Raw genomic sequence first — 26,370 nt, 5'->3', positions numbered from 1 at the left:
ATAGAAAAGTATGTTGTGCTTGATAAAAATAATCAGATAAGAGCAAAATTCGCGAAATGATTGCAATGGGTCGTCAAATGGAATAGAATGGAGAGAAAAAAGAAAGGTGTGGAAAAGGCAGGGCTGGCAAAGCATATCCGGCAGATGAGGTCATGCAGAAGTAAAAACAATGAAAACTACAACAAAACAAACTCATTTATACAGTAACACGGATCTTCGCAAGCTTTTAATTCCGATCATCATTGAACAGTTACTTTCTTCCCTGATGGGAACTGTCGACACGATGATGGTCAGCAATGTCGGGTCTGCCGCAATTTCGGCAGTCTCGTTGGTGGATTCCATTAATATCTTAGTCATTCAGGCGCTTTCTGCGCTGGCGGCAGGAGGAGCGATTCTCTGTTCGCAGTATATTGGAAGCGAAAAACGGGATGGAGCAATCCGTTCGGCACAACAGGTGCTTTTTGTTATGACAGTTTTGTCCGTCGCATTATCCGCGGGCTGTCTGATTTTCCGTGTTCCGCTGCTGCGCGTGATTTTCGGGGCAGTGGAAGCGGATGTTATGAAAAATTCACAGGTGTATTTCCTGTTTACGCTGCTGTCATTCCCGTTTATCGGTCTTTACGATGCGGGCGCATCGATTCTGCGGGCGCAGAACAACAGCCGCAGTCCGATGGTGATTTCGGTGATTTCCAACTTTATGAACATCGGCGGAAATGCCATTCTTATTTTCGGCTTCCACATGGGTGTCGAAGGAGCCGCGATTTCGACTTTAATTTCGCGTATTTTCTGTGCGGTTGTCGTACTGTGGAAGCTTCGGGATGAAAGCAAACCGATTTTTGTGAAGCAGTATCTTTCCATTCGGCCGGACTTTGGTTTGATCAAAAAAATACTGTTCATCGGTATCCCATCGGGAATCGAGAACAGTATGTTCCAGTTTGGAAAGCTGGCGATTCAGTCCACTGTGTCCACACTTGGCACGGTTGCCATTGCCGCGCAGGCGATGACGAACATCCTTGAGAACCTGAACGGTGTCGCTGCGATCGGTGTCGGCATCGGACTGATGACGGTAGTCGGTCAGTGTCTCGGCGCGGGCCGGAAGGATGAAGCAATCTACTATATTAAAAAACTGTGCTGGCTGTCAGAAGTGGTTATCGTTGCAAGCTGTCTGCTGGTATTTGTGCTGACAAAACCGATTACGATGATCGGCGGTATGGAGGCAGAGAGTGCAAAGCTCTGCATGCAGATGATGATCTTTATCACGATTGTAAAGCCGCTCTGCTGGGTCATGGCGTTTGTCCCGGGATACGGCATGCGGGCCGCGGGAGATGTAAATTTCTCCATGATCACGTCCTGCTGTACGATGTGGCTGTGCCGTGTGAGTCTCTGTATTTACCTGTGCCGCGTATGGGGATTCGGCCCGATTGCGGTCTGGATCGGTATGGCGGCAGACTGGAGCCTGCGGTCCATTCTCTTTACCATCCGGTTCAAATCAGGAAAATGGCTGAATCATCATTTGATAGAAGAAAAGAAACAGGAGAGCTAAACATCTTCTTCCGGTAAAAAGGAAAGCGCATATGCAAGAGAGTCGTTGAGATGAGATTTTTGACCGCGGCTGGAAGCCGTACCGGATCAATCACCTGAGCTGGTGGAAAGAGGAGCTTGCATCCGAAGAAGAGATGGAAGAGGGACGGAACAATCTTGCAGCACACGACAATCGGAATGTAGATGAAAAGAAAATCCTTTTGTACGAACAGATCATTCGGGTTGTGTAGAAACAGGAAGAAAAAACTGGATTTTTCCAGTACCGGATGATAAGATAAAACTGTGTTTCGGGATGGCTTAAACATATGGAGGTGCAGGATGGAACCAATTTATTTGTCAATCCAGCAGAAAGAAACTGGCAGCCGCATCAAATCCCTTCTTCGTGAAAGCGGATACACCGTGAGAGACATTCAGAATGCCATGGGTTTTGAAAATCCACAGGCGGTCTATAAATGGATTTCCGGCAAGTGCCTGCCAAGTCTGGACAACTTTCTCATTTTAAGCAGATTATTAAACACAAGCATCGAAGATATCCTCGTCATTGACGGGGATATTCCTCGCTTCAGGATAATTTTAAACTACACACAACGGTGGCAGGAAAGTCTCCACCGGCTCCGTTGACTTTATATGTGCAAACTGATAAGATACTCATAAGTATGTTCTTAGGGGTATCTTATTTTTGTATTTCAAAAAGAAAAGGGGAAATTAAATAATGACAAAAAAGAAAATCATTGGCCTTTGCATCGGCGCTGTCGTTCTTGCTGCGGCTGCGGCCGGTGTGAAGGAAGGCAGCTGGCTGATGAAGCATCGCCGGATGCAGAATGAGTTTACGCATGAGATGAATGCATTCACGACCAAAACAAACGCTGAGCTGATCCAGCCGACGATTGTTGCGGAGGATGATATCTACGGCTGGTTTTTCCATGAGGAAGATGACGGGCTGTACATGAATCTCTATTACCGGATCAAAAACGAGTCCAATCAGCACGAAATTGCATCCAGTGAATTTCCTGTGAAGATCAAAAAGGAGCTTCTTGCGGATGATGAAGTGTGGAGCAGAACGACGCGGACCGCGAAAAATCAGGTTCACGCGGAATACCTGGAAGGAGAAGATGACATGACGGTTTCGTTTGACGTCTATTACCAGTGTGAGGGTTCCTGCGGGGAATATTTTGCGGATATTACCGTGACGGACAGTGAGACCGGAAAGCTCTACTACAGCAGTGAAGCAGAAAATGAAGCGGCAGAATAGGAGGAGCGATGGCCGAAAAAGAAAGCAAAAATAAATGGCACACACCGGCGGAGCGGATTATGATGCTGGGGTTTGCTGCGGTGATTCTGCTGGGGACAATTCTTCTTTGCCTGCCGGTTTCTGCGGCGGACGGAAAAAGCGTTTACTGGCTCGACGCCCTGTTTACCGCAACGACATCTGTCTGCGTGACGGGCCTTGTCACCGTTCCGACGGCGACGACATGGAGTACCTTTGGAAAAATTGTGATCCTCGGGTTGATTCAGTTCGGAGGTCTTGGCATCATGGCGTGCCTGACGATGGTGTTTCTGATCCTGCGCCGGAAAATCAGTCTGCAGAGCCGTAAACTGATCCAGGACACTTACAATCTGCCGGTTTTAAAGGGCAGCGTCGGTATTGTGCGGAAGCTGCTGATCGGCACGGCGGCGGTGGAGCTGGCGGGAGCCTTTTTCTACAGCTTCTGGTTTGTGCCGGAATACGGTTTCTGGAAGGGAATCGGCTACAGCCTGTTCCACTCCGTATCCGCCTTCTGCAACGCCGGAATTGACCTCGTCGGGGAATCCTCGTTCGCCCCGTTTGTGACGAACCCTCTCATCAACTTTACGACGATGGGCCTGATTTTCTTAAGCGGCCTTGGCTTTCCGGTCTGGTGGGAAGTGCTGGAGCGCGTGCAGGATCTTGTAAAAGGAAAACGGACCCGGAAAAACTTCGTGCGCGGCTTCACGCTCCACACCAAACTGGTTCTGACGACAACAGTCATTCTTCTGTTCGGCGGGGCGCTTCTGATCCTCGCGCTGGACTGGAACAACGCATCCTCGCTTGGCAGCTTAAAACCGGCGCAGAAGGCTATGGCGGCCTTCTTCCAGTCCGTGACGACGCGAACCGCCGGCTTTGAGACGATCCCGCAGGCAAACTTCTCGGACGGCTCCGCGATGGTAAGTATGATCCTCATGTTCATCGGCGGCTCTCCGATGGGAACGGCGGGCGGTGTCAAGACGACGACTGTTGCGATTCTGCTCGTGGTCGTCGCATCCTACATCCGCGGCGATTCCGACACCGTGGTCTGGGGACGGAAGGTCATGGAAGAAAACATCCGCACCGCGGTCGTTATTTTCTTCTTCGCACTGACGATGGCATTCACCGCGACGGTGCTTCTGATCTCTGTCACCGGAAGTCCTCTGCTGGACTGCCTGTATGAGATCGTTTCCGCTGTGGCAACCGTGGGACTGACGCGGTCGCTTACGCCGACACTTCCGGCGGCGGGAAAAATCATCGTAATTCTGGTCATGTTCATGGGACGTCTTGGACCGGTTACGCTGGCCATTGCACTGCGGCGGAGAAGCGGAAGAAAAGATGTGGATATCCAGCGCCCGGAACAGAGGGTGCTGATTGGATAAAAGAGGAGAAAAAACATGAGTAAACAATACGCAGTCATCGGACTTGGAAAATTCGGCTTCGCCGTGGCGACGACGCTGGCGCAGGCAGGAAAAGAAGTGCTCGCGGTCGATAAAGACCCGGAGCTGGTACAGGAGATCGCCGATCTCGTCACATATGCGGCGCGCGCGGACATCACCGACAGCCGTGTTTTTGCATCGCTTGGCATCAGCAACATGGATGTCGTGATCGTCGGCATCTCTGAAAATATGGAGTCGAGCATCCTCGCCACCCTGCAGGCAAAAGAGGCGGGCGTGCCGCTCGTCATCGCAAAGGGCATGAGCCAGATGCATGCCAATATTTTGAAAAAAGTCGGCGCGGACCGCGTCGTGATGGCGGAGAGTGAGACGGGCATCCGCCTCGGAAAAAGCCTGATTTCCGGTGGCTTCCAGGACTTCTTCATGCTGTCGGATTCGTTCTCCATGGTAGAGCTTCCCGTGCCGGAAGCGTGGACGGGGCATAACCTCGAGGAGCTGGATCTGCGGAAGAAATACAGTATCAACGTAATCGCCGTCAAGGACGGGGAAGACATCCGTGTCACGGTCAATCCGAAGACGCTGCTCCGCGCAGAGGAAGTGCTGATTCTGATCGGCGAAAACAAAGAACTTGCCAAATTGATGAAAAACAGGAAATGAGGGGACCATTCATGATTACAAGCAGCAGCAATGCACAGGTAAAAAACATTATTGCGCTGAACAAAAAAGCAAAAGAACGCCGGGAGCAGGATGTTTTCGTGGCGGAGGGCTGGAAAATGTTCCAGGAAGCGCCGCGGGAATGGCTGAAAAAAGTATATGTGTCTGAGAGCGGCAGCAAAATGCATGAAATGCCGTCCGACGGGACAGAATACGAAGTAGTGGACGACCGCGTGTTCCAGTCCATGTGCGACACGAAGACGCCGCAGGGTGTTTTAAGTGTGATCCGCATGCCGCATTACACCGAAGAGGAGGTGATGGACAACGGAAAGACACCGCTTCTGATGGTACTTGAGGATCTGCAGGACCCTGGAAATGTTGGAACAATCATCCGCACCGCAGAGGGCGCAGGAGTCACCGGCATCATCATGAGCCGCGGTACCGCGGATATCTTCAATCCGAAAACGATCCGTTCGACGATGGGCTCGATCTACCGTATGCCGTTTCTGATCGTCGACGATGCGGTCGGATTTGTAAAAGGCTTAAAAGCGCGGAAGATCTGTACGTACGCGGCACATCTGCATGGCGTGCATTCCTACCGCGAGGAGGATTACACAAAAGGAACGGCATTCCTGATCGGAAATGAGGGAAACGGCCTGACTGATGCAATGGCAGAGGCCGCCGAGTGCCTGATCCGTATTCCGATGGAAGGAAAAGTGGAGTCGTTAAACGCAGCGATTGCATCCGCCGTTCTCATGTATGAGGCACACGGCCAGCGCGCATAAAAGAAAGAGCGTTACCGGTTTTCTTACATTTCTCTTAACCTGCCGGAAACCTACTCGACAGAACCGGTATTTTGAGCTAAAATAGAAAGAGCAGAGTCCGGGCTGAATTTCTGTCAGTCCGGTAAAACTGTAATATTTGCCAGAAAAGCAAAAGCTGTTTTGGGAGGAAGGAAAAATGAGTGAGAAAAAAAACATCAGTAAAAAGGAGCTCCGAAGAAGAAAGCGGAAGCGTGCGCTGATGATCAAAACAGGAATTCTATGTGTTCTGCTTGTCATCTTCGGCATTGGAATCTGGGCTTTGGCCGGAGGAACAGAAAAAATCCAGCAGAAAGCACAGGAAAAAGAGGATCAGAAAACAGCAGAGGTGGACGGTTCCGTATCGTCGGACAGCACGGGAAGTGCTGAAGCGCCGACAACGAAAGCACAGATTATGGCGGAAGCCGATGCACTTGCGCAGACATACGATTACGATGGAGCCATTGAAAAGCTCCAGAGCGTAGAGGGCGCAGCGACCGACGCGGATATCATCACAAAAGTAGCAGAGTACACCAGCACGAGAGATGCCTGTGTGCGCGTCAACGTCAACGAAGTAACCCACATTTTCTATCATTCTCTTGTAGTCGATCCGCAGAAAGCGTTCTATCAGGACAACGCACAGACCGCAGGCTTCTGCCAGTGGATGACCACCGTGGATGAGTTCAACGCGATCACCCAGCAGATGTACGACAGAGGATATGTCATGGTTTCGATCAACGATCTCGTGAAAAAGACCGTAGATGATGACGGAACCGTTCATTACGAGGAAGGGGACATTTACCTGCCAGAGGGCAAGAAAGCATTCGTTCTTTCTCTGGATGACCTTTCCTATTACCACTCTTACGACGGACGCGGCATTGCCAGCAAGATGGTAGTCGGCGACGACGGAAAACCGACCTGCGAATACATTCAGGATGACGGAACTGTTGTGACCGGTGCTTACGACTGCATCCCGCTGATGGATCAGTTTATCGAAGCGCATCCGGATGCCGTATACCACAATGCGCGCGGAACCGTAGCACTGACCGGCTACGATGGAATCCTCGGATACCGCACCGACGGTGATTACAAGACGAGAGAAGATCTGACGGATGATCAGGTAGCATGGCTTGATGCACACCCGGATTTCGACTGGGATAAAGAGTGCGAGGAGGCGAAAAAAGTAGCCGATGCGATCAAAGCAGACGGCTGGACATTCGCAAGCCATACCTGGGGCCATATCCGTGTCGGCGACAAACCGATCGAGACGATCCAGGCGGATACCGAGAAATGGCTGACGTATGTTGCACCGCTCATCGGCGGAAGCGATATCATCATCTTTGCACATGGACAGGATCTTTCCGACTGGCACGATTACACGATGGACAATGAGAAGTTTGCTTACTTAAAGAGTCAGGGCTTCAACATCTACTGCAACGTAGATTCCTCCCAGTATTTCGTTCAGGTAAGAGACAATTACCTGCGTATGGGACGAAGAAACCTGGATGGATACCGTCTGTACCAGAACCTCTACGGAGGCGGCGAGGACAGAACAAGCGATCTGTTTGATTCTGCCTCTGTTATTGATCCGCAGCGGCCGACAGATCCATCTCTTTACAATTTAGGTTAAAGAATTTTGAAAATGAAAAAGATCTCACAGAACTTTCTATTATTTATAGAAGAAAGTTTGTGAGATCTTTTTTTCAGCAGGGCGAACCGTTTACAGATATTTTTCTACGAGCGGAAACGGCAGAGGCCCGAGACGGAGCAGTTTTTCATGGAAACCGATCAATGAGAATGAGTCACCTTCCTGTTCCTGCACTTCCGAGAGGAGCTGTGAAAACGAGAGCGATCCGACACAGTATTTCAGATAGTTCGCCGGTGTCTCGAGAATATACTGATATAAAGAGGCAGCGGCCGACGCATCCGTGATGCCGAACTGCGCCAGAAAGGCTGACGCATCCGAGAGGAGCCATCCCTGGCTGTGGATTCCGAGATCCAGCAGCGAGCAGAGGGTAAGATGCACCGAGCGGTTCAGATACCAGAGACGGCAGAGCGCCTGCGTGTTTGCATCGAGATTACGTGCGGCGTAGCGGCAGGCATATGATTCAACGTAAGTTGCCCATCCTTCCACATAACCCGACGGCGCGTAGAGACGGCGGATCAGAAGCGGGTCGGAGCGCGAGAACGAGACGGTCTGGTACAGATGGCCGGGAAAGCCCTCGTGGGCAAGTGTGGAATACAGCTCGATGCCGGTCATCTCATCCGCGGGATTCAGGTAAATGGAGTTGGGTGAATTGACATCGGCGGGCGGTGTGAGATAAAAGGCGGGGCTTAAAAAATCCTTGAGAGAGTCATCCACGGTCTTTACTTCGTATGCGATACCCGAAAGAACGGGAAAATCTTCAGAAACGGCATTCTGCAGATCGGCAAGCATTTCCTCCGGCGTGGAGAACGGCAGCACGAGCGCCTGCTCTGAGAGGGAGAGCGACGGATTCTGATCGAGAATGATCTGCATTTCGGCACACTGGTCCGCAAGCTGCTGTGTTAAAAGGCGGGTCAGCTCCTCCGGTGAAGCGTCAACACCGACGCGGCTGCGGAGAAGATACGCATAGTAGGAAAGTCCGTCTTCCTGCCGGGAAAGACCGCCGGCGTTCTGCGTTCCTTTGCCGCAGAGTGAAGAAAGCGCATCGGAAAGAGAGCGGTAGGCGGGAAAAACACAGGAGGTAAGGAGTTTTTCATGCGTCTGCAGACAGAGATTCCTTTCCGCCTCAGAAAACAGTGAAGACGCCTGCAGTTTATTCTGAAAAACGGTGTGGAGCAGATGGCTTTCCGGTGTATCCGCGTCGGCGAGAAAAGCACTGCACTGGCGGATAATGCCATCGACCGCAAGGTCATTCTGAAACACGCCCTGCCGGGATTTTTCCTGCTCGAGTGCGATGAGGTCGGAGAAATAGCGCGGGAGATCCTGCAGAAGATGGAGGTAATCGGCGATATCCTGCTGTGTGCGGAACGGGTACTCTGCGAGCAGAATGGGAAGCTGTGCCTGAATCCCGAGCGACGGACCGAGCGGTTCCGCAAGAAGGCTGGTGCTGCCCGGCATTTTCTCGCAGTCCAGCTCGTAGAGCAGAAGATCGAGCGTGATCTGATTTTCCGCGGAGAGGCGGTTGCGATGAAAGGATGTGAGCGTTGTTTCCACACTCTGCAGCAGGGCATCATATGAGGTGCGGTCAGGGATGGAAACCGTGCCGAACGAGGCGGTGCTGGGGGCAATTCCGCGGGAAGCCGGATCAGCGAGGGTATAGTGGAGCGTGATGGCAGAAGAGGTTACCTCGGAGTGGAACCGTTCCTCCACATACGCGGAAAACCGGCGGTTCTCACCAGGGGAAAAGAACGGGGAAAAATACCAGAACAGCAGGGCGAAAAGAAGTCCGCCGCACAGAAGCAGAGGGAACAGGATGCGGCGGTGCAGAGAAGCTGGTTTCATAGAATAGGCTCCGGTGCGGACAGTTATCATAAAGTATGAAAAAAATGCTGATTTTATGCGCTTTTTCCGTGGCCTTTCATTTGACTTTCCAAAACGGCTTTGCTATAATCAGTAACGAATGAAATAAGGGACTTTTCAGTGCGGAACGGATTTGAAAAAGAATCCGCGAAGATAAAAGGGAATCAGGTGGAAATCCTGAGCGATCCGGTCACTGTAAGCAGGGAGTGTTAGCTGCAGAAATGCCATTGTGCGAAACGCATGAGAAGGCGCGGCTGCCGTGAAGATCTGCGAGTCAGGAAACCTGCTGGAAAGGTTAGTGAATCGCTTCCGATGAAAGCATATATTCATGGAAAGATGTACGAAGCAAAATCGGACATCTGCTTTTTTGTCGCCATGCGTCCGAAAAAGAGCTCCGGTGGAGAAACTCTTTTGCAGAAAAAGCAGATGTCTGTTTGTCTTTTCGCAGAAAAAATGTGTCCTCAAAAACAAGATTACTTGCAGGGAGACATCATTGACGGGGACAGGCACCGCCCAGCTGCCTGAAAAAGTCAGACGGAATCCGGAGCAGATGCGCGAAGGATATCCGAAGAAAAGGAGAAGTTATGAAAGGAAATTCAAGCAAATTTCTGGCACTGCTGTTGTCGGCGTCCATGATCATGAGCCCGACTGCCAGCGTATTAGCAGATACGCAGGAAAAAGCAGCACAGACAGAAAGCAGCGCAGCCGCAGAGGAAGCGCTGCAGAGCGAAGAAACAGCAGAGACGGCAGAACCGGAAACAACACCGGCAGAAACCGAGAGCAGTGAAAGCACTGCAGAGACTCCGGCAGAAGAGCCGACGGAAACACCGGCTGCGCCTGCAGAGGATCAGACACCGGCAGGATCTGACGAGACCGAGACACCATCTGCAGATGAGGATGCTTCGGAAGATACTGCAGAGGACACTGCAAAAGACGGTGAAGAGACTGCCGATACCACAGAAAAAGAGCCGGAAGCAGCAGATGAGACTTCCCAGGATGCTAAAAAAGAAACACCGGCAAAAGAAGAAACCAAAGATGCTGTAAAAGAGAATACCAGTCCGGCGGCAGAACAGCCGAAAACGGAAGTAAAAGAAACAACCAAAAATGAGGCATCCAATACAGCCGAGGAGAAAGAAACAAAAGCAGCGGAAGCAGCAAAACCGGCAGATGGTGAGTATGAGACTTCTGCAGAAGCAACCGGAAGCATGTTCCGTGTGATTTCTTCCAGACTCATCGTAAAAGATGGAAAACTGAAAGCATCCATTCTGCTGAGTGGAACCGGCTATGATTACCTGTATACGGGAACAGCAGCAGAAGCTGCCGCAGCAGATGAAAAGAGCTGGATTGCTCCGACAGGAAGCGAAACCTATACGGATACGAAGACCGGTGCAGAAAAGACCGGATATCGTTTTGAAATTCCGGTGGAAGAGCTTGACAAACAGATGGATGTTGCCGTTCGCTCAGCCAAGAAAAAAACATGGGCTGATAAAACTGTTACGATCCACAGCACCGCTGCAATCCCGACCGTAACCCCGGAACCGACCGAGCCCCCGGCCCCGAGTGAAACACCAGGCGATGATTCTTCCGAGACACCAGTCAGCGTAGAAGCACCTGTTGTAAAGGACAACGGTCAAGCATTCAAAATGTTCCTCATCTCTGAGGCGACCATGATCAACAAGGGCGACAAACTTGTTCTTACCCTGAAAACAAACAACACATCGTTTGATAAACTGTATTTTGGAAATAATGATGACCTTGCAAAAGCACCGGTTATTCAGGGAATGCAGGAAGCAAACGACGGTTTTTCCTTTGCGTTTGAAGTAGATGCTGACAAAGCCGGCACAACCGTTCCGATTGTTCTTGGAAAGAAAGACGGAACCTGGTATACGAAACAGCAGCTTTACTTTGTGATTCCGGGAACGAAAACACCAGATGTTACACCAACCCCGGAACCGACCGTAACCCCGGAACCGACTGAGACCCCGGCACCAACCGCAACGCCGACCCCGAAGCCATCTAAAGTTCCAAATGGCATTTACAGCGGAACCGCCGAGACGGGTGCTCAGATGTTCAAAGTAGTGGCTGTGGAGCTGACCGTAAAAGATGGTGATATGAAAGCTAAGATCACCTTAAGCGGTGTTGCTTATGACTACCTGTATATGGGAACTCCGGAAGAGGCAGCTGCTGCAGATAAGAGCGCATGGATCGCGGGCATCGGAACAGCGGATTATACGACCGATGACGGACAGACCAAAACCGGAATGCAGTATGAAATCCCGGTAGCAGCACTTGATCAGCCGCTTACCGTTGCATCCCATTCTGAAAAACGGGACAAATGGTATGCAAGAACCATCACCATCGCATCAGCAAGTCTGAAAAAGACCTCAGATCTTCCGGCAGATGAGACAAACAAAATTGCAGACGGTATCTACGAAGCAACTGCTGAGACTGGTGCAGCAATGTTTAAAGTAGTCAAAGTAAAACTGACTGCAAAAGATGGAAAAATGACAGCACTTATCACCTTAAGCGGAGCAGGTTACAATTACCTGTATCTGGGAACAGCAGCAGATGCAGCAGCAGATAAGAGTGCATGGATTGCATCCAAAGGAAAAGGTGAGTACACCTTAAACGGCGAGACCAAAACAGGACTGCAGTTTGAAATTCCGGTAGAAGCACTGGATCAGGGCCTGGCAGTGGCAGCTCACGCAGTAAAGAGCGGCAAATGGTTTGACAGAACCATCACGATCGCATCCTCCAGCCTGAAAAAGACCGGAGATCTGCCGTCGGATGATTCCAACGATCCGAAACCAACCCTCGTTCCGACCAAGACCCCAACCGTATCTCCATCCGAGACACCGGTTGTAAAACCGACCAGCACTCCGACTCCGGCACCGACCCAGAAACCGGCCGATACCAAACCGGAGCAGGAATCCAAATATGAGTCTGACTTAAGCGGCGGCACATCCAAAGTAGACAGTGCAACCACACTGGCAGACGGCGTTTACACACCAGACGGATTCTCCTTCTCCGGCGGATCCGGAAAGGTAACCATCTCCTGCAGCAAGATTACTGTAACGAACGGACAGGCTTATGCAACGATCGCATTCAGCAGTCCGTACTACGGATATGTAAAAGCAAACGGAAATAAATACATGGCAAATGTCAGCGGCGGAAGCAGCATCTTCACCATTCCGGTTGAGCTGAACAAGAACAATACCATCATCGGTATGACCACCAGAATGTCCGTTGCCCATGAGATTTCCTACAACATCTTCATCTCCCTGGCAGCAGCAAAGAAGGGCGGCAGCACTTCTTCCAGCACAGGATTTGTAAAAGCAGACGGAACAATCTCCACGATCAGCACCGATAACTCCAAGCTGGATACCACCGCTCCGGAGATCATGGGACTGGAATACAAAGCAGAGACAAAACTTGCTTACGCAGAGTACTTCAAGATGTATCATTACGACGAAGGTATCACCCTGCTGGAGATCGATATGACAAAAGATACCGAGCGTGATCCGGAGAAACAGACCGAGGACGACAAGAAAGCAGAAGATACCAATACCGCAGCAGCAGAGGATACCGCAGCAGCAACCGACGAGGAAGAAGCGGCAGCAGCATCCGATTCCAAAAAGACCAGCACTGAGAAAGCGAAAGATCTGACCGAAAAGACGAAAGAGCTGTACGAAGGCAATGTTGTCAAATATCTGATCGTTCCGAAAGATGTTGAGATTCCGGCAGGACTGGACAAAGATATGATCGTGATCCAGCTTCCGGTTGAGAAAGCATACGTAGCATCTGAGGATGCCCTGAAACTTCTCGACGAGCAGTTAGACGCAGCAGAGAGCATTAAAGCAGTCGGCATGGAGCAGAAAGACTGCCAGATCGAAAAAATTGCAAAAGCAATGGAAGACAAAAAAATCTCCTTCGACGGAGCATTCGATGATCTGGACTACAAAGCTCTGGTAAAAGACGAAATTGACTTTGCAATTCTTCCGTCTGAGTTCCTTCCGGGAAATGCAAAAGATGAGGAAGATACTGACGCAGCCGACGAGACCGCAGATACCAAAGCTGAGGATCAGAAGGACGATAAAGACGATAAGACAACGGATGAGAAAGCAGACGAAGACAAGACTACGGAAGAACTTCTGAAAGAGGAAAATGAGCGTCTGTCCGACACCGCAGAGCGTCTGGCAACCCTGACCATTCCGATGCTGGTTGACCGTTCCGCAGACGAGAAGACCGATCTTGCGAAAGCAGAGTGGCTGAAAGTCTACGGCGTGATCTTCGGATGCGAGGATCAGGCAAACGAGCTGTTCCAGCAGATGGTAAAGGCAGAAGAGAATAAATAAGTACAATAATTTGCAGCAAAAAATGAGAAAGGGCTGCTGCCGTATGGCAGCGGCTTTTTCTTTAAGAAAGGAATATCAAATGACAGGAAAAAACGAAAGAAAGCTGAAAAAATGGGCCGCACTTTTTCTTGCAGCAGCGATGTCACTGACGGCCTGCGGCAGCACCGCATCAACGGGAAGCAGCACATCGTCCGCGTCGGGCACTTCGGCAGTTTCTGAGAGCAGCACATCCACAGCATCCGCAGCAGACGTTTCCGAAAGCCGGACGGAGAGCACATCCGTCTCGGAAAGTACGGCTGAAAGTGAAAGCACCTCCGAAGCCACTGCTGCGAGCAGCACCTCCGGGAGTGATACCGCATCCGCGGATGGTTTCGCAACGACAGACGATGTGAGCGACGCACCGGACATCACCGGAATCACCATCGAGAGCCAGATGGTCCTGAATTACGCCGAGTGCTTTAACGTATACTACTGCACAGACGGCTATAAACTGATCGATGTCAAAGACGGCGCGCAGTATCTGCTCGTCCCGGACGGAAAAGAGGCGCCGGATGACCTCGATTCCGACGTAATTGTAATCCATCAGCCGCTGGAACGCATCTACATGGCAGCAACCTCTCCGATGGCGCTGTTCGATGCCATCGACTCCCTCGATACGATTCGTCTCTCCGGTGAAACCGCAGACAACTGGTACGTACAGGATGCCGTTGACGCGATGAATGCCGGAACGATGATCTTCGCCGGAAAATACAGTGAGCCGGATTACGAACTTCTGGTCAGTGAGAACTGTGATCTGGCCATTGAATCCACGATGATCCTCCATTCCCCGAAGGTACAGGAGATGATCGAGATGCTCGATATTCCGGTCTTCATCGACCGTTCCAGCTACGAATCCCAGCCTCTTGGCAGAACCGAATGGATCAAACTCTACGGTGCCATGCTGGACAAAGAGGAGGAGGCAGCCGACTTCTTTGCAAATCAGGCAAGTGTTGTGGAAAATCTGAAGGATTTCCAGAATACCGAAAAAACGGTCGCTTTCTTCTATATTAATACGAGCGGAGCTGCCGTTGTGCGGAACCCGGAGGACTATATTTCCAACATGATCGAGCTTGGCGGTGCGCGCAACGCCTTCCGTGATCTCCAGGACGACAGCGGAAAAACATCCGTGCCGATCACGATGGAGCAGTTCTACGATACGGCCGAAGATGCGGACTACCTGATCTACAACGCAAGCATCGATTCCACCGTCAAAACCCTGGACGACCTGCTGGCAAAGGATTCCATGTTTGCCGATTACAAAGCAGTCAAAGAGGGCAACGTCTGGACAACCGAGAAATCGATGTATCAGGCAACCGATAAAATTGCACAGTTTACCAACGACATTAACCTTCTGGTAACGGGCGGCGATCCGGATCAGATGGTATTCTTAAGAAAATTATCCTGATGGAGGAACGTATGTCAGAGAAAAAAAATATGACAGGAAAAGAGAACAGTTTCCATATGGAAAACTTCCGGCGCCGTTCGCGGTATGCCGCTGTGTTCCTGGTGCTGATTCTGGCGTTCGCCGCCATCACCGTGCTGAATATCAATTCCGGAAACGTAAATATTTCGATTCCGGAAATTTTCCGGATTCTGCTGCGGCGGACCGGAGAGGGGAAAGCGTACAATATTATCTGGAAAATCCGCCTTCCGCGTATTCTGATGGCGGCAATCCTAGGCGGTGCTCTGTCCCTGTCGGGCTTCCTTTTACAGACTTTCTTTGAAAACCCGATTGCCGGTCCGTTTGTTCTTGGAATTTCCTCGGGAGCCAAAATGGTCGTGGCGCTGACCATGATCTTTTATCTGGAGCGGGCGCGCAATATCACATCTTACACGATGATTGTTGCAGCATTCTTAGGATCCCTTCTCTCCGTCAGCTTCATTCTGCTGATGTCCCGACGGATCAAAAATATGGCAGGACTTCTCGTCGGCGGTATTATGATCGGTTACATCTGCTCGGCGGTCACGGATTTTGTTGTCACCTTCGCGGAGGATTCCGATATCGTCAACCTCCACGGCTGGTCACAGGGAAGCTTCTCCGGCATGAGCTGGAGCAACGTAGCGATCTCTGCGGCTGTGATCGGCATCACCTTTGTCATCACGTTCCTGATGGCAAAACCGATCGGTGCATACCAGCTCGGTGAGGCGTATGCGCAGAGCATGGGTGTCAACATCAAAGTATTCCGCATCGCGCTGATTCTGCTTTCGAGTATTCTCTCCGCATGCGTCACCGCATTTGCCGGTCCGATTTCGTTTGTCGGCATTGCCGTCCCGTTCCTCGTCAAACAGAGCCTCGGCACATCGCGTCCGCTCGTCGTAATCCCGGGAACGTTCCTCGGCGGAGCCGTCTTCTGTATGATGTGCGACCTGATCGCGCGTATGGCGTTTGCACCGCTGGAGCTGTCCATCAGTACGGTCACATCGATCTTTGGTGCGCCGGTCGTCATTTTCATGATGCTGCGCCGGAAAAGGGGGTAAGAGAATATGAATGAATATTATTTTCATCTGGACCACCTGACGGTCGGCTATGATAAGAAGCCGCTGATCAAAGATATCTGCATCAGCATCGAAAAAGGCGAGATCGTTACGCTGATCGGACCGAACGGTTCCGGTAAATCAACGATTCTGAAAAGCATCACCCGCCAGTTAAAGCTGGTCGGCGGAAATGTGGAGTTTGACGGGAAAAACCTGCATGAGCTTTCGTTCCGCGAGTTGTCCACGAAGATGGCCGTTGTGCTGACGGAGCGCATGAAGCCGGAGCTGATGACCTGCCACGATATTGTGGCAACGGGCCGCTATCCGTACACCGGACGGCTCGGCATGCTGACCCGCGAGGATGAGGAGAAGGTCGAGAAGGCGATGCGCGCCGTTCATGCCGAAGAGCTCGGCGGCCGCGATTTCAACGCCATCAGCGACGGCCAGCGCCAGAGAGTGCTTCTTGCGCGTGCGATCTGTCAGGAGCCGGAGGTCATCATCCTCGACGAGCCGACTTCTTTCCTCGATATCCGCCACAAGCTGGAACTGCTCGCGATTCTGCGCCGCATGGCAAAGGAGAAGGGCATCACCGTCATCATGTCGCTGCATGAGATCGATCTGGCACAGAAAATTTCAGATAAGATCATCTGCGTCAAGGGCGATGCTATTTCCCATTTCGGCGCACCGGAGACAATTTTCCGCGAGGATATCATCCGCGAACTGTACGAGATTGACAATGGTTCGTTTGACCCGTGCTTCGGAAGCATCGAGCTGCCGCGGCCGGAGGGAACACCGCGCGTCTTTGTCCTCGCAGGCGGCGGAACGGGAATCCCGGTGTTCCGGAAACTGCAGAAGGAAAATGTCCCGTTTGCGGCAGGCGTCCTGTATACGAACGATATCGATTACCAGCTCGCCCGCATTCTGGCGATGGAGACGGTAACCGAAGCACCGTTTCAGGAGATCGGCAACGAGGCATTTGCCCGCGCCTGCGAGCTGATGAAGAGCTGTGAACGTGTCATCGACACCGGCGTCCCGGTGGGCATGTGCAACCGCCGGATCGAAGAGCTGAGGGCAGAAGCAAAGCGGCTTGGAAAGCTGGCAGAGTAAAACAAAGAAAAATCCAATCAAAATCTCCTGTATGGGAACGAAACAATCGTTTTCCGAACAGGAGATTTTCTTTTTGCAGCCATTGTAAAAACAGCAAAAGAACACGAAAAATGTAATATTAAATTGTACGAAAAATTCACACAATTCAAGTCAAAAACCAACAGAGATTGACACTTAAAAAGTCAAGTGCTTTGTAAAATCTTTTGGCGAAATAACGGTTTTCTCTGTTATGACCAAAACACGCGTTCTGATTTCGCAAAATTTAAACACATGCTTTCCACACCGTTTTTCGTGGATAATGTGGATAACTCGGTGTATAACTTGTTTTTAGGCATGTTTTCGGTGGTTAACTATGTGGATAACTTGTGGACGGGATGTTTATAAAATTGGCCCGTGTGGGAAAAAACCGGTTTCTTTGTGCAATTTCGACAAAAAGAGGTTTTAAAGTTTTACACGACTGACATGAAAGGTTTTTCAGATTTCAGAAACTACGGAAAAACAGAAAAAAGCAGGCAGTTCTCCGTACAATACGAAGAATGCCTGCTTTTGCCGTATTCTATTCGAAAGAAGCCATCAGTGGCTGATCAGATATTTCTCTACCGAAGTCACACAGTTCGCGCCGTCGGCGGCTGCAGTGATGATCTGACGGAGCTGCTTCGTGCGGACATCGCCTGCGGCGAACACGCCCGGCACGCTCGTCACACCGTCTTCGCCGGCTTTGATGTAGCCAGCCTCATCGGTTTCTACGATGCCTGCGATCAGTGCGGAGACCGGAACGATGCCGACGGCAATAAACACGCCGTCTACCGTGATCACACCGGCTTCCCCTGCCTTTTTGTTCGTTACCTTCACGCCGGACACCATCTCGTTTCCTTCGATGGAATCCACAACCGTATCCCACACCATTTCCACATTCGGCAGTGCCAGCAGTGCATCCTGGAGAACACCGGCTGCCCGCAGTTCATCGCGGCGGTGGATCACGTAAACCTTTTTGCACGTTCTGGCAAGGAAAATCGCATCCTCCACGGCGACATCGCCGCCGCCGATAACGGCAACGGTTTTGTCTTTGAAAAATGCGCCGTCACACGTTGCACAGTAAGAGACGCCCATGCCGGAGAGCTCCTTTTCACCAGGTACATTTAACGCGCGGTGCTCCGCACCGGTTGCAAGAATGACCGTTTTGGCATGATACTCATTTTTTCTCGTGCGGACAATCTTGATCTCTTCGTCAAGAACAAGCTCCTTCACACGCTCACGGGAAAATTCCGCGCCCATTTTTTCAGCGTGTGCGCGCAGCGTGCTTCCGAGATCCATGCCGCTGATGCCCGGAAGGCCGGGATAGTTGTCTACTTCATAGGTATTCAGCACCTGGCCGCCGCTTGCAAAGTTTGCCTCAATCGTAAGAGAGGAGAGCTTTGCGCGTTTCGCATAAATCGCGGCAGAAAGACCCGCCGGGCCGGAGCCGATGATGATAACGTCGTATAAGTTTTCCATAAAAATCCTCGTTTTCGTCTGTAGTAAGCTGCCATGCAGCCATTTTTCTGAAAGTATCGTTACGGAGCCGGTGTTTCGGACGGTTCCTGACTGTCGGAAACGGAAGATGAATCTTCCGCGGAAGTTTTTTTGGCTTCTTCTTCCGGCGCTTCCGGCTGGTTGTGAACCACCTTGATGCTGCGTACCAGCTTCAGATCGTTGTCGATGCCGATTTCAGTGTAGTCCAGCTTTTCGTCATCACTATAGAATGTGTAGAGTGTCAGGTTACTATCCTCTTTTTCCGTTTTTTCTGATTTGGCATCCCCTGCCTTCGCCAGAAAATCGCTCTCGGAAGTGCCGAGCGTGATGCCGTTTGTGATTGAAATCGGAATCTTTGTCGTATCGAGATCGCCGTACAGCGAAGTAACAAAACAGTTGCGTACTGTCGTCGCCTCCGCGCCGTAATTATGTACGGTGCAGTAAAGCTTCTGACCGCCCTTTTCCAGCGTGACGTAGCCGTATTTTCCGTTTAAAACGGCCGTATCGGACTCTTTCGTATTGACGGTCCAGTCGTGGTCCAGAAGTTCACTGACCGGAACGGGAAGATGGTAGAGTACATCGTCAAAGCGGACGGTCCAGTCGTTGATTTTACTGCTGTCGGCTTCCGGTGCCTGGTAGGCCTCCACTTCCGGTGTTGTGGCATCGCTGACACCATCGAGCGCTTCTGCATCAGCCGTGGTCGTAAAGTTCTGCATATCGAGGGAATACAGAATTCCCGTTTCGTTATCGAAGCCGAGCGTGATCGTCTGGTACAGCCCGTATTCATACGTGAACTGCACAGAGGTATCGGCCTCATAACGGTCCTTTGGCGCACCGTAGATGCTTTCCACATCCTCCATCAGCGACTGCTGCAGGGTGACGCCGTTCGGCAGGCCGACATAGATATTCTGACCCTCAGCGGTCGAGGTATCGATGTGAATGCCTCCGATCAGGCATTCCGCCACTGGCTTTGCCGTGGTGTCCGGATTGGCAATATCGACGGTAATCTGGTTTCCGTCCTTTTCAAAGCTTTCGCCCTCTGAGAAGGATTCCGGCTGGATTTCCTTTGTGTCGTCGCCGCTGTAGACCCAGCCAAGCGCTGTAAAATCCGCGTAGGATTCCGGAACTTCGTATGTATCGCCCCAGATGGCAAGCTGAAAACTGTTCAGGTTCTTCGAGAGATCCACATCGTATTCCGGAATCTCATCGGAATCGCCGGAGGCCGCCAGATTGTCTTTGGGGTCGTCATCGTCGGTACTCTGACTGATGGTTGTGATCGGAATCGTTTCTGTTTTCTTTCCGCAGCCGCTCGTTCCCACGAGGAAAGCGGCAAATACTGCTGTTAAAACCCAACGGTATTTTTTCATCAAAACCTCCTCATAATAAATGGTTAAAAATATTTGAGAGTTACTTCATGTAAGTAACGATATCAGTTCCCCCTATTCTATCACATTCCGCTTCGTTTTCCAATGTCTGAAGCGGATTTGAGAAAAATGGTTTTTCAAAAGCGCGGTACGGAATACATATTTAGTAAGGAACTGGAAAGGGCAGAAGTCTGGGAGGAGGCTGTGTATGCGTTTTACAAAAATGCAGGGCTGCGGAAATGATTATATCTATGTAAATGCCATGGAGGAGCGGGTGGAGAGTCCGGGACGGCTGGCAAAAGCGGTAAGTGACCGCCATTTCGGCATCGGCGCGGACGGGCTGATTCTGATCGGGGCATCCAAAACAGCAGATTTTTCGATGGAAATGTACAACGCCGACGGCTCGAAGGGCGCGATGTGCGGCAACGGCATCCGCTGTGTGGGAAAATACGTGTACGAGCATGGGCTGACGAGAAAAACGACGCTGACTATCGAAACCGGCAGCGGAAACCGTGTGATTCATCTGCAGACGGGGGAGAATCCGAATAAGATCTGTCAGGTGACAGTGGAGATGGGAACGCCGGAATTCCGCGCCGCACAGATCCCCGTTGTTTCTCTGGGGGAATATGTGCTGGAGCATAAAATTACCGTGTGCGGGGAAAATTATACGATGACCTGCCTTTCGATGGGAAATCCGCATGCGGTGATTCCGGTGGAAGATGTGGAAAAAATATCCATTGCAAAGACCGGTTCCGCTTTTGAACACCTTTCCTGCTTCCCGGACCGTATCAATACAGAGTTTATCCAGACTTTAGATCAACACACAATAAAAATGAGAGTCTGGGAACGTGGGAGCGGTGAAACGCTGTCCTGCGGAACGGGAGCGTGTGCGGCAGCCGTCGCGGCGATGCTTTCCGGCTGTGTTTCGGAGGGAGAAACTGCCGTAGAACTGCGCGGCGGCAGGCTTTTCGTTACATGGGACCGGACGAAAAATAAGGTCCTTCTGACCGGCCCGGCCGAGACCGTTTTTGAAGGAACGCTTGCAGAACGAATTTGAAAAATGCAGATTTCTGTCTGCACGAAAGAGCAGTATGCAATATTCTGAAAATAAAAACTTACAGGAAATGCCTTTTCTTTTCAAAAGAAACATGCTACAATATGTGGTGCCCGCTACAAGAAAAGGGTGGGGGACACACAAGATATAGTGTTTGAATTGGAGGACACCACAATGGTTTATATTATCAAAAAGGACGGCACCAAAGAAGAATTCGACGCGCAGAAGATCGTCCGTGCCGTAAATAAATCCGCACAGAGAATCCTGTATACCTTCTCACAGCAGGAGATTGACTTTATCTGTAAGTTCGCAACCGAGCACGTATATTCCCTTGGAAAGACCGAAATTCCGATCAGCGATATGCACAATATCGTGGAGGGAGCACTCGAAAAAGTAAACCCGGCTGTGGCAAAAAGCTACCGCGATTACCGCAATTACAAAACTGATTTTATCCATATGATGGACGAGGTCTACACGAAGAGCCAGTCCATCCGCTACATCGGCGACAAGAGCAATGCCAACACCGACAGCGCCCTCGTTGCAACGAAGCGAAGCCTGATTTTCAACGAGCTGAACAAAGAGCTGTACCGCAAGTTCTTCATGAACCGCAACGAGCTGCAGGCCTGTAAGGACGGTTACATCTACATCCACGACCAGTCCGCACGTCTCGATACCATGAACTGCTGTCTGTTCGATGTCGGAAACGTTTTAAAAGGCGGTTTCGAGATGGGAAATGTCTGGTACAACGAGCCGAAGACACTCGACACCGCATTTGATGTCATGGGCGATATCGTCCTCAGCACCGCTGCACAGCAGTACGGCGGCTTTACCGTGCCGGAGGTGGACAAGATCCTTGCTCCGTACGCACAGAAGAGCTACGATTACTACGTAAAAGAGTTCCTGAAATATACCGACGCATCCTGGGAGGGTGCACAGGAGAAAGCCATCGAGTATGCGATCGACAAAGTAAGAAGAGAGTGCGATCAGGGATGGCAGGGAATTGAGTATAAACTGAACACTGTTGGATCTTCCCGCGGTGATTATCCGTTCGTTACCGTGACCCTCGGCCTTGGAACGAGCATGTTCGAGAAGATGATTTCCATCTCCCTTCTTGAGGTCCACAAAAACGGACAGGGCAAGAAAGGCCACAAAAAGCCGGTGCTCTTCCCGAAAATCGTCTTCTTATATGACAAGGCAATTCACGGAGAGGGCGGCATCGCAGAAGATGTCTTTGAGGCAGGACTTGACTGTTCCTCTAAAACCATGTATCCGGACTGGCTGTCGATGAGCGGCGAGGGCTACATCGCCGAGATGTACAAGAAATACAAGAGAGTCATCAGCCCGATGGGATGCCGTGCTTTCCTTAGCCCGTGGTACGAGCGCGGAGGCATGGAGCCGGCAGATGAGAACGACAAACCGGTCTTTGTCGGACGTTTCAACATCGGAGCCGTTTCCCTTCATCTTCCGATGATCCTGGCAAAATCCCGTTCCGAGAACCGCGATTTCCACGAAGTGCTTGATTTCTACCTCGAGATGATCCGCGATCTGCACAAACGGACCTACGATTACCTCGGCGAGATGCGTGCATCCACGAACCCGCTGGCTTACTGTGAGGGAGGTTTCTACGGCGGCCACTTAAAACCGTCCGACAAGATCCGCCCGCTGTTAAAGCCGATGACCGCATCGTTCGGTATCACGGCGCTGAACGAGCTGCAGGAGCTGTACAACGGAAAATCTCTTGTTGAGGACGGACAGTTCGCACTTGACACGCTGAAATATATCAACGACAAGGTTGCCGAGTTTAAGAAAGAGGACGGCATCCTCTATGCGATCTACGGCACACCGGCAGAATCCCTGTGCGGCCTGCAGATAGAGCAGTTCCGCAAACAGTACGGCATCGTCCGCAACGTTTCGGACCGCCCGTATGTGAGCAACAGTTTCCACTGCCACGTAACCGAGGACATTACCCCGATCCAGAAACAGGATCTCGAGGGACGTTTCTGGGAGCTCTGCAACGGCGGAAAAATCCAGTACGTGCGCTATCCGGTCGGCTACAACAAAGGCGCGATCAAGACACTGATCGAGCGTGCGATGGAGCTTGGCTACTACGAGGGCGTCAACCTGTCCCTGGCTTACTGCGATGACTGCGGCCACCAGGAACTCGACATGGATGTCTGCCCGGTCTGCGGTTCCAAGAACCTGACAAAGATCGACCGTATGAACGGCTATCTTTCCTACAGCCGTGTCCATGGCGACACACGTCTGAATGAAGCAAAGATGGCGGAAATTGCAGAGAGAAAATCGATGTAAAATCATTGCGATATTTGTAATACGATAAAAGAACGAAATCCCCTGCGGGAAATCCATTCGGTTTGGATTTTCCGCAGGGGATTTTATAGTTCGGCAATTATTCTTCGATATCGCGGGTGATGTTGCGTACCCAGACGTATTTTTTATAATGAAGATAAACCGCAGGCAGTTTCACGATCTCATCGAGGTTTACGATACAGTAGACAACCATGACCGGCAGCTTCAGCCAGAACGCGGCGAGGAAACCAAGCGGTACGGAAAAGCACCACATCGCGCCGATATTTCCCTGCATATCGAATTTCGCATCGCCGCCGGCACAGAAGATGCCGTCGAGAACGGTGGTGTTGACCGACTGTGCCATCAAGTTCAGACCGCAGAAGAGAAGCATGTACTGCAGATATTCTGCCGCGGTATCGGTAAGCGGAGCGAAGTGGACGATTGCAGGAGAGATCAACATCAGAAGACCGCCGGTCACAACGCCGATGGCAATTGCAAGATGCGTCAGGCGGCCGCCGTATTCGCGTGCTTTCTCGAGTTCATCTGCACCGAGCAGGTTTCCGATCAGAACACCGGCACCGCCGCTCACACCGCGGATCAGGCAGGAGAGGAGGCTCTTTGCAATCGAGGTAATCGAGTTTGCTGCAACAGCATCGCTTCCCATGTGGCCCATGATAACGGAGTACAGAACGTAGGCAATTCCCCAGACGAGGGAGGCCGCAAGCACGGGAAGCGTGTAGCGCCAGAAGTCTTCTGAAAGTATTTTCCCTGCGGAAGAGAAGAGGCGGTTCCAGAGAATCCGTACACGCTCCGGTTTCTTTGTCTCGAGATAAGCCCAGATCAGTTCCACAACGCGGGCAGCTACCGTTGCATAAGCTGCTCCGCGGATCCCAAGTGCCGGAGCACCGCAAAGACCGTAGATGAGGATGGCATTTAAAATGATGTTCAGTACAACCGCAGTGGAACTGATGCGGGAGCTGACTGCTGCATGACCGGTGTTTTTCAGCAGGATCAGATAGACCTGCGAAATACCGCAGAGTACGTAGGAGAGTGCAACAGCGCGTAAATACTGGCTTCCGCTTGCAACCAGGGCCGCATCATTTGTAAAGATGCGCATCAGCATTTCGGGACAGAAACCGGCAAGGATGGTAAACAGGCCGGAGAACAGCAGGTTGGTGCGAAGTGCGATCGGAATCACTTTTTCGATCGAAGCGGCATCCTGTTTCCCCCAGTACTGCGCTGCCATAATACCGGCGCCCGCCGCGATGCCTGAGATAAAAAGGCTCAAAACAAACTGCACCTGTCCGGCCAGTGAAACAGCAGACAACGAAGTCTGATCAATCCAGCCCAGCATGATCGCATCCGTTGCGCTGACGAGAGCCAGCATAAAATTCTGGATCGCAATCGGAAGGACGAGGAGTTTTAGTTTCTGGTAAAATTCATCCTTAAAATTCATTCGTGTTTTCATAAAAATTCCCCCAAAGTATAAATAGTAGTTTTTGCTGTATTATAGCGGAAAGGAAATGGGAAAACAATGGCTAAAACAAGCTATTTTCTGGTCATTTTTGACATTCCCTGTATAATATAGAAGAAAAAGAACTTTTCCGGTGCCCGTGTCCGGTACGCCGGAAAGCGGAGAAGAAGTTTGATCAGAAAATCAGGTTTCCTTCAGCAGAAACTCCAGGATTTCTGCTATCAGAATAAATATGCCGGCAGCGGCTGTCTTTATAAAATCCAGAAATCCATGCAGGAGCTGGAGAAGCTTTTGAAAAAGAAAGATAAGAAACGGAAGTAGGTTCGGCTGCCATTGGAGCCGTCATCGAAACAAACGGAAATATACGAAAAAATTGTGAAATTTAATAGAATTATAAGACCTGTTTTCGCTGTTTTTAACAAAAGTAAAGAAACAGTGAAAAAAAGGTTGCTTTTTTCGGCAGAATCCTTTATAATCTTATTTGTGTTCAGCGAGTGGATCATCCAATGAAACACAGAAAAACAAAAGTAAGCGCCTTTAGCTCAGTTGGTAGAGCAGTAGACTCTTAATCTATTTGTCCAGGGTTCGAGTCCCTGAAGGCGCATCGAAAGCACTGTTTTTGCAGACCTGAGAGCTGCGGGGACGGTGTTTTTCTTGTTTTACAAGCAAAATACCAAAAGTCTGTGTATCAACTTTTTTACATTGCGATAGAAACAGAGAAAAACCGGCAGCGGAGCGGTCTTACTTTTCAAGAGACCGTTCTGCTGCCGGTTTGTATTTTGGATGGGAATCAAATCATTTGCGAAAGCATTCCGCTACAGAAACCGTGCCTCCATCTTACAGATCGGGTTTCCAATTGAGGAAAACTTCTCCTCATATTCCGTCATTACATTTCCTTCTGAGAGAACCACATCGTGGTGCAGATCGTATGTGAATGCAGTGAGTTCCCATCCCTCTGCATTTTTCATCTCTTCAAGAGAGAAGTCAAACAGATCTTTATTATCGGTTTTGAATTCCAGTGTTCCGTCCTTCTTTAAAATCTTCTCGTACCGTGCAAGAAACTCATGTGACGTCAGTCTCCGCTTCGCATGGCGGTCCTTCGGCCACGGATCGGAGAAGTTGAGGTAAATGCGGTCTACCTCGCCCTCAGCAAACACTTCCGGAAGCTGGCGTGCATCCATGCGGATGAAAAACAGGTTTTTGATTTCCGTCTCCAGTTTTTCCCGTTTCTGTACTGCGCGGAGCAGCACGCTGTCGTACATTTCAATGCCGACGTAGTTGATTTCCGGATGCAGAACCGCCATATCCATCAAAAAGCGGCCCTTTCCCATACCGACCTCAATATGAATCGGATTTTCATTTCCAAAAATTTCAGCCCACCGTCCCCGGCAGCTCTCCGGCTCCTGCACAACGAACGGACAGGAAGCAATCACATCTTTTGATCCTCTGATATTTCTAAGGCGCATATGCGTAAAATTCCTTTCTTAAGTGATAAATATTAGAATAAAAGCCAATCATATC

General features: G+C 50.7%; 20 protein-coding genes, 1 tRNA gene and 1 riboswitch. Of the genes, 16 read left to right on the top strand and 5 right to left on the bottom strand.

Going from position 1 to position 26,370, the window contains the following annotated elements; genetic code table 11:
- Positions 1–169: 169 nt before the first annotated feature.
- From DXD02_RS12320 to DXD02_RS12290, 7 genes are all read left to right on the top strand, one after another.
- The gene (locus tag DXD02_RS12320; protein WP_118666912.1) at positions 170–1,543 is read left to right on the top strand and encodes an MATE family efflux transporter; all 1,374 of its coding nucleotides are present in this window, start codon (positions 170–172) and stop codon (positions 1,541–1,543) included.
- Between the two features lie 317 nt (positions 1,544–1,860).
- The gene (locus tag DXD02_RS12315; RefSeq protein WP_055220202.1) at positions 1,861–2,163 is read left to right on the top strand and encodes a helix-turn-helix domain-containing protein; all 303 of its coding nucleotides are present in this window, start codon (positions 1,861–1,863) and stop codon (positions 2,161–2,163) included.
- A gap of 91 nt (positions 2,164–2,254) precedes the next feature.
- Positions 2,255–2,794 carry a hypothetical protein gene (locus DXD02_RS12310; RefSeq protein WP_118666911.1) on the top strand — a complete coding sequence of 180 codons (540 nt, stop codon included), beginning with the start codon at positions 2,255–2,257 and terminating at the stop codon, positions 2,792–2,794.
- A gap of 8 nt (positions 2,795–2,802) precedes the next feature.
- The gene (locus tag DXD02_RS12305) at positions 2,803–4,188 is read left to right on the top strand and encodes a TrkH family potassium uptake protein (protein ID WP_117801552.1); all 1,386 of its coding nucleotides are present in this window, start codon (positions 2,803–2,805) and stop codon (positions 4,186–4,188) included.
- A gap of 15 nt (positions 4,189–4,203) precedes the next feature.
- Entirely contained in the window at positions 4,204–4,860 is a 657-nt protein-coding gene (locus DXD02_RS12300; RefSeq protein WP_118660467.1) for a potassium channel family protein, read from the top strand.
- Between the two features lie 11 nt (positions 4,861–4,871).
- Positions 4,872–5,642: a TrmH family RNA methyltransferase gene (locus tag DXD02_RS12295; protein ID WP_055228546.1), complete on the top strand. Its 771-nt coding sequence runs from the start codon at positions 4,872–4,874 to the stop codon at positions 5,640–5,642.
- Positions 5,643–5,817: 175 nt separating this feature from the next.
- Positions 5,818–7,287, top strand: a complete 1,470-nt coding sequence (locus DXD02_RS12290) for a hypothetical protein (protein ID WP_022461704.1) — start codon at positions 5,818–5,820, stop codon at positions 7,285–7,287.
- A 90-nt stretch (positions 7,288–7,377) separates the two neighbouring features.
- Here the strand turns inward: DXD02_RS12290 and DXD02_RS12285 are convergent, their stop codons facing one another.
- Positions 7,378–9,144 carry a DUF885 domain-containing protein gene (locus tag DXD02_RS12285; protein WP_158580141.1) on the bottom strand — a complete coding sequence of 589 codons (1,767 nt, stop codon included), beginning with the start codon at positions 9,142–9,144 and terminating at the stop codon, positions 7,378–7,380.
- 119 nt (positions 9,145–9,263) lie between these two features.
- A riboswitch (cobalamin riboswitch) is annotated at positions 9,264–9,467 on the top strand.
- A 7-nt stretch (positions 9,468–9,474) separates the two neighbouring features.
- Here DXD02_RS12285 and DXD02_RS15325 point away from each other — a divergent pair.
- From DXD02_RS15325 to DXD02_RS12265, 5 genes are all read left to right on the top strand, one after another.
- Entirely contained in the window at positions 9,475–9,687 is a 213-nt protein-coding gene (locus DXD02_RS15325) for a hypothetical protein (RefSeq protein WP_119188919.1), read from the top strand.
- A 59-nt stretch (positions 9,688–9,746) separates the two neighbouring features.
- Positions 9,747–13,517, top strand: a complete 3,771-nt coding sequence (locus DXD02_RS12280; RefSeq protein WP_118666909.1) for a hypothetical protein — start codon at positions 9,747–9,749, stop codon at positions 13,515–13,517.
- Between the two features lie 79 nt (positions 13,518–13,596).
- Positions 13,597–14,961 (top strand): ABC transporter substrate-binding protein, encoded by a 1,365-nt coding sequence (locus tag DXD02_RS12275; protein ID WP_243108248.1) that lies wholly within the window; start codon positions 13,597–13,599, stop codon positions 14,959–14,961.
- An 11-nt stretch (positions 14,962–14,972) separates the two neighbouring features.
- Complete coding sequence (locus tag DXD02_RS12270; protein ID WP_243001844.1) at positions 14,973–16,034, top strand: FecCD family ABC transporter permease; 1,062 nt, start codon at positions 14,973–14,975, stop codon at positions 16,032–16,034.
- 6 nt (positions 16,035–16,040) lie between these two features.
- Positions 16,041–17,138, top strand: coding sequence for an ABC transporter ATP-binding protein (locus DXD02_RS12265; protein ID WP_118666908.1), 1,098 nt, complete (start codon positions 16,041–16,043; stop codon positions 17,136–17,138).
- Positions 17,139–17,711: 573 nt separating this feature from the next.
- On the opposite strand, the gene trxB is transcribed toward DXD02_RS12265, so the two are convergent.
- Both trxB and DXD02_RS12255 read right to left on the bottom strand, forming a co-directional pair.
- Positions 17,712–18,632, bottom strand: coding sequence for a thioredoxin-disulfide reductase (gene trxB, locus DXD02_RS12260; RefSeq protein WP_117510103.1), 921 nt, complete (start codon positions 18,630–18,632; stop codon positions 17,712–17,714).
- A 59-nt stretch (positions 18,633–18,691) separates the two neighbouring features.
- Positions 18,692–20,017 carry a hypothetical protein gene (locus DXD02_RS12255; protein WP_117801548.1) on the bottom strand — a complete coding sequence of 442 codons (1,326 nt, stop codon included), beginning with the start codon at positions 20,015–20,017 and terminating at the stop codon, positions 18,692–18,694.
- Positions 20,018–20,222: 205 nt separating this feature from the next.
- Between DXD02_RS12255 and dapF the strand changes: the two genes are divergently transcribed.
- Together dapF and nrdD are read left to right on the top strand one after the other, a co-directional pair.
- Positions 20,223–21,071 (top strand): diaminopimelate epimerase, encoded by an 849-nt coding sequence (dapF, locus tag DXD02_RS12250; protein WP_117805222.1) that lies wholly within the window; start codon positions 20,223–20,225, stop codon positions 21,069–21,071.
- A 171-nt stretch (positions 21,072–21,242) separates the two neighbouring features.
- Complete coding sequence (gene nrdD / locus DXD02_RS12245) at positions 21,243–23,378, top strand: anaerobic ribonucleoside-triphosphate reductase (RefSeq protein WP_022461695.1); 2,136 nt, start codon at positions 21,243–21,245, stop codon at positions 23,376–23,378.
- A gap of 97 nt (positions 23,379–23,475) precedes the next feature.
- Here the strand turns inward: nrdD and DXD02_RS12240 are convergent, their stop codons facing one another.
- Positions 23,476–24,843, bottom strand: coding sequence for an MATE family efflux transporter (locus DXD02_RS12240; RefSeq protein ID WP_117510099.1), 1,368 nt, complete (start codon positions 24,841–24,843; stop codon positions 23,476–23,478).
- A gap of 177 nt (positions 24,844–25,020) precedes the next feature.
- Here DXD02_RS12240 and DXD02_RS15485 point away from each other — a divergent pair, with 177 nt between their 5' ends.
- Together DXD02_RS15485 and DXD02_RS12235 are read left to right on the top strand one after the other, a co-directional pair.
- A complete protein-coding gene (locus tag DXD02_RS15485; protein WP_156327623.1) occupies positions 25,021–25,170 on the top strand; it encodes a hypothetical protein in 150 nt (49 codons plus the stop codon).
- Between the two features lie 210 nt (positions 25,171–25,380).
- Positions 25,381–25,453 (top strand) — tRNA-Lys (locus DXD02_RS12235).
- A 211-nt stretch (positions 25,454–25,664) separates the two neighbouring features.
- On the opposite strand, the gene trmB is transcribed toward DXD02_RS12235, so the two are convergent.
- Positions 25,665–26,315, bottom strand: a complete 651-nt coding sequence (trmB, locus tag DXD02_RS12230; RefSeq protein ID WP_117801545.1) for a tRNA (guanosine(46)-N7)-methyltransferase TrmB — start codon at positions 26,313–26,315, stop codon at positions 25,665–25,667.
- Positions 26,316–26,370: the final 55 nt, after the last annotated feature.

This window comes from Blautia sp. TF10-30 (genome assembly GCF_003481245.1).
In the GTDB taxonomy this organism is placed as follows: Bacteria; Bacillota; Clostridia; order Lachnospirales; family Lachnospiraceae; genus Fusicatenibacter; species Fusicatenibacter saccharivorans.
This window is presented reverse-complemented; position numbering and strand designations above follow the sequence as displayed.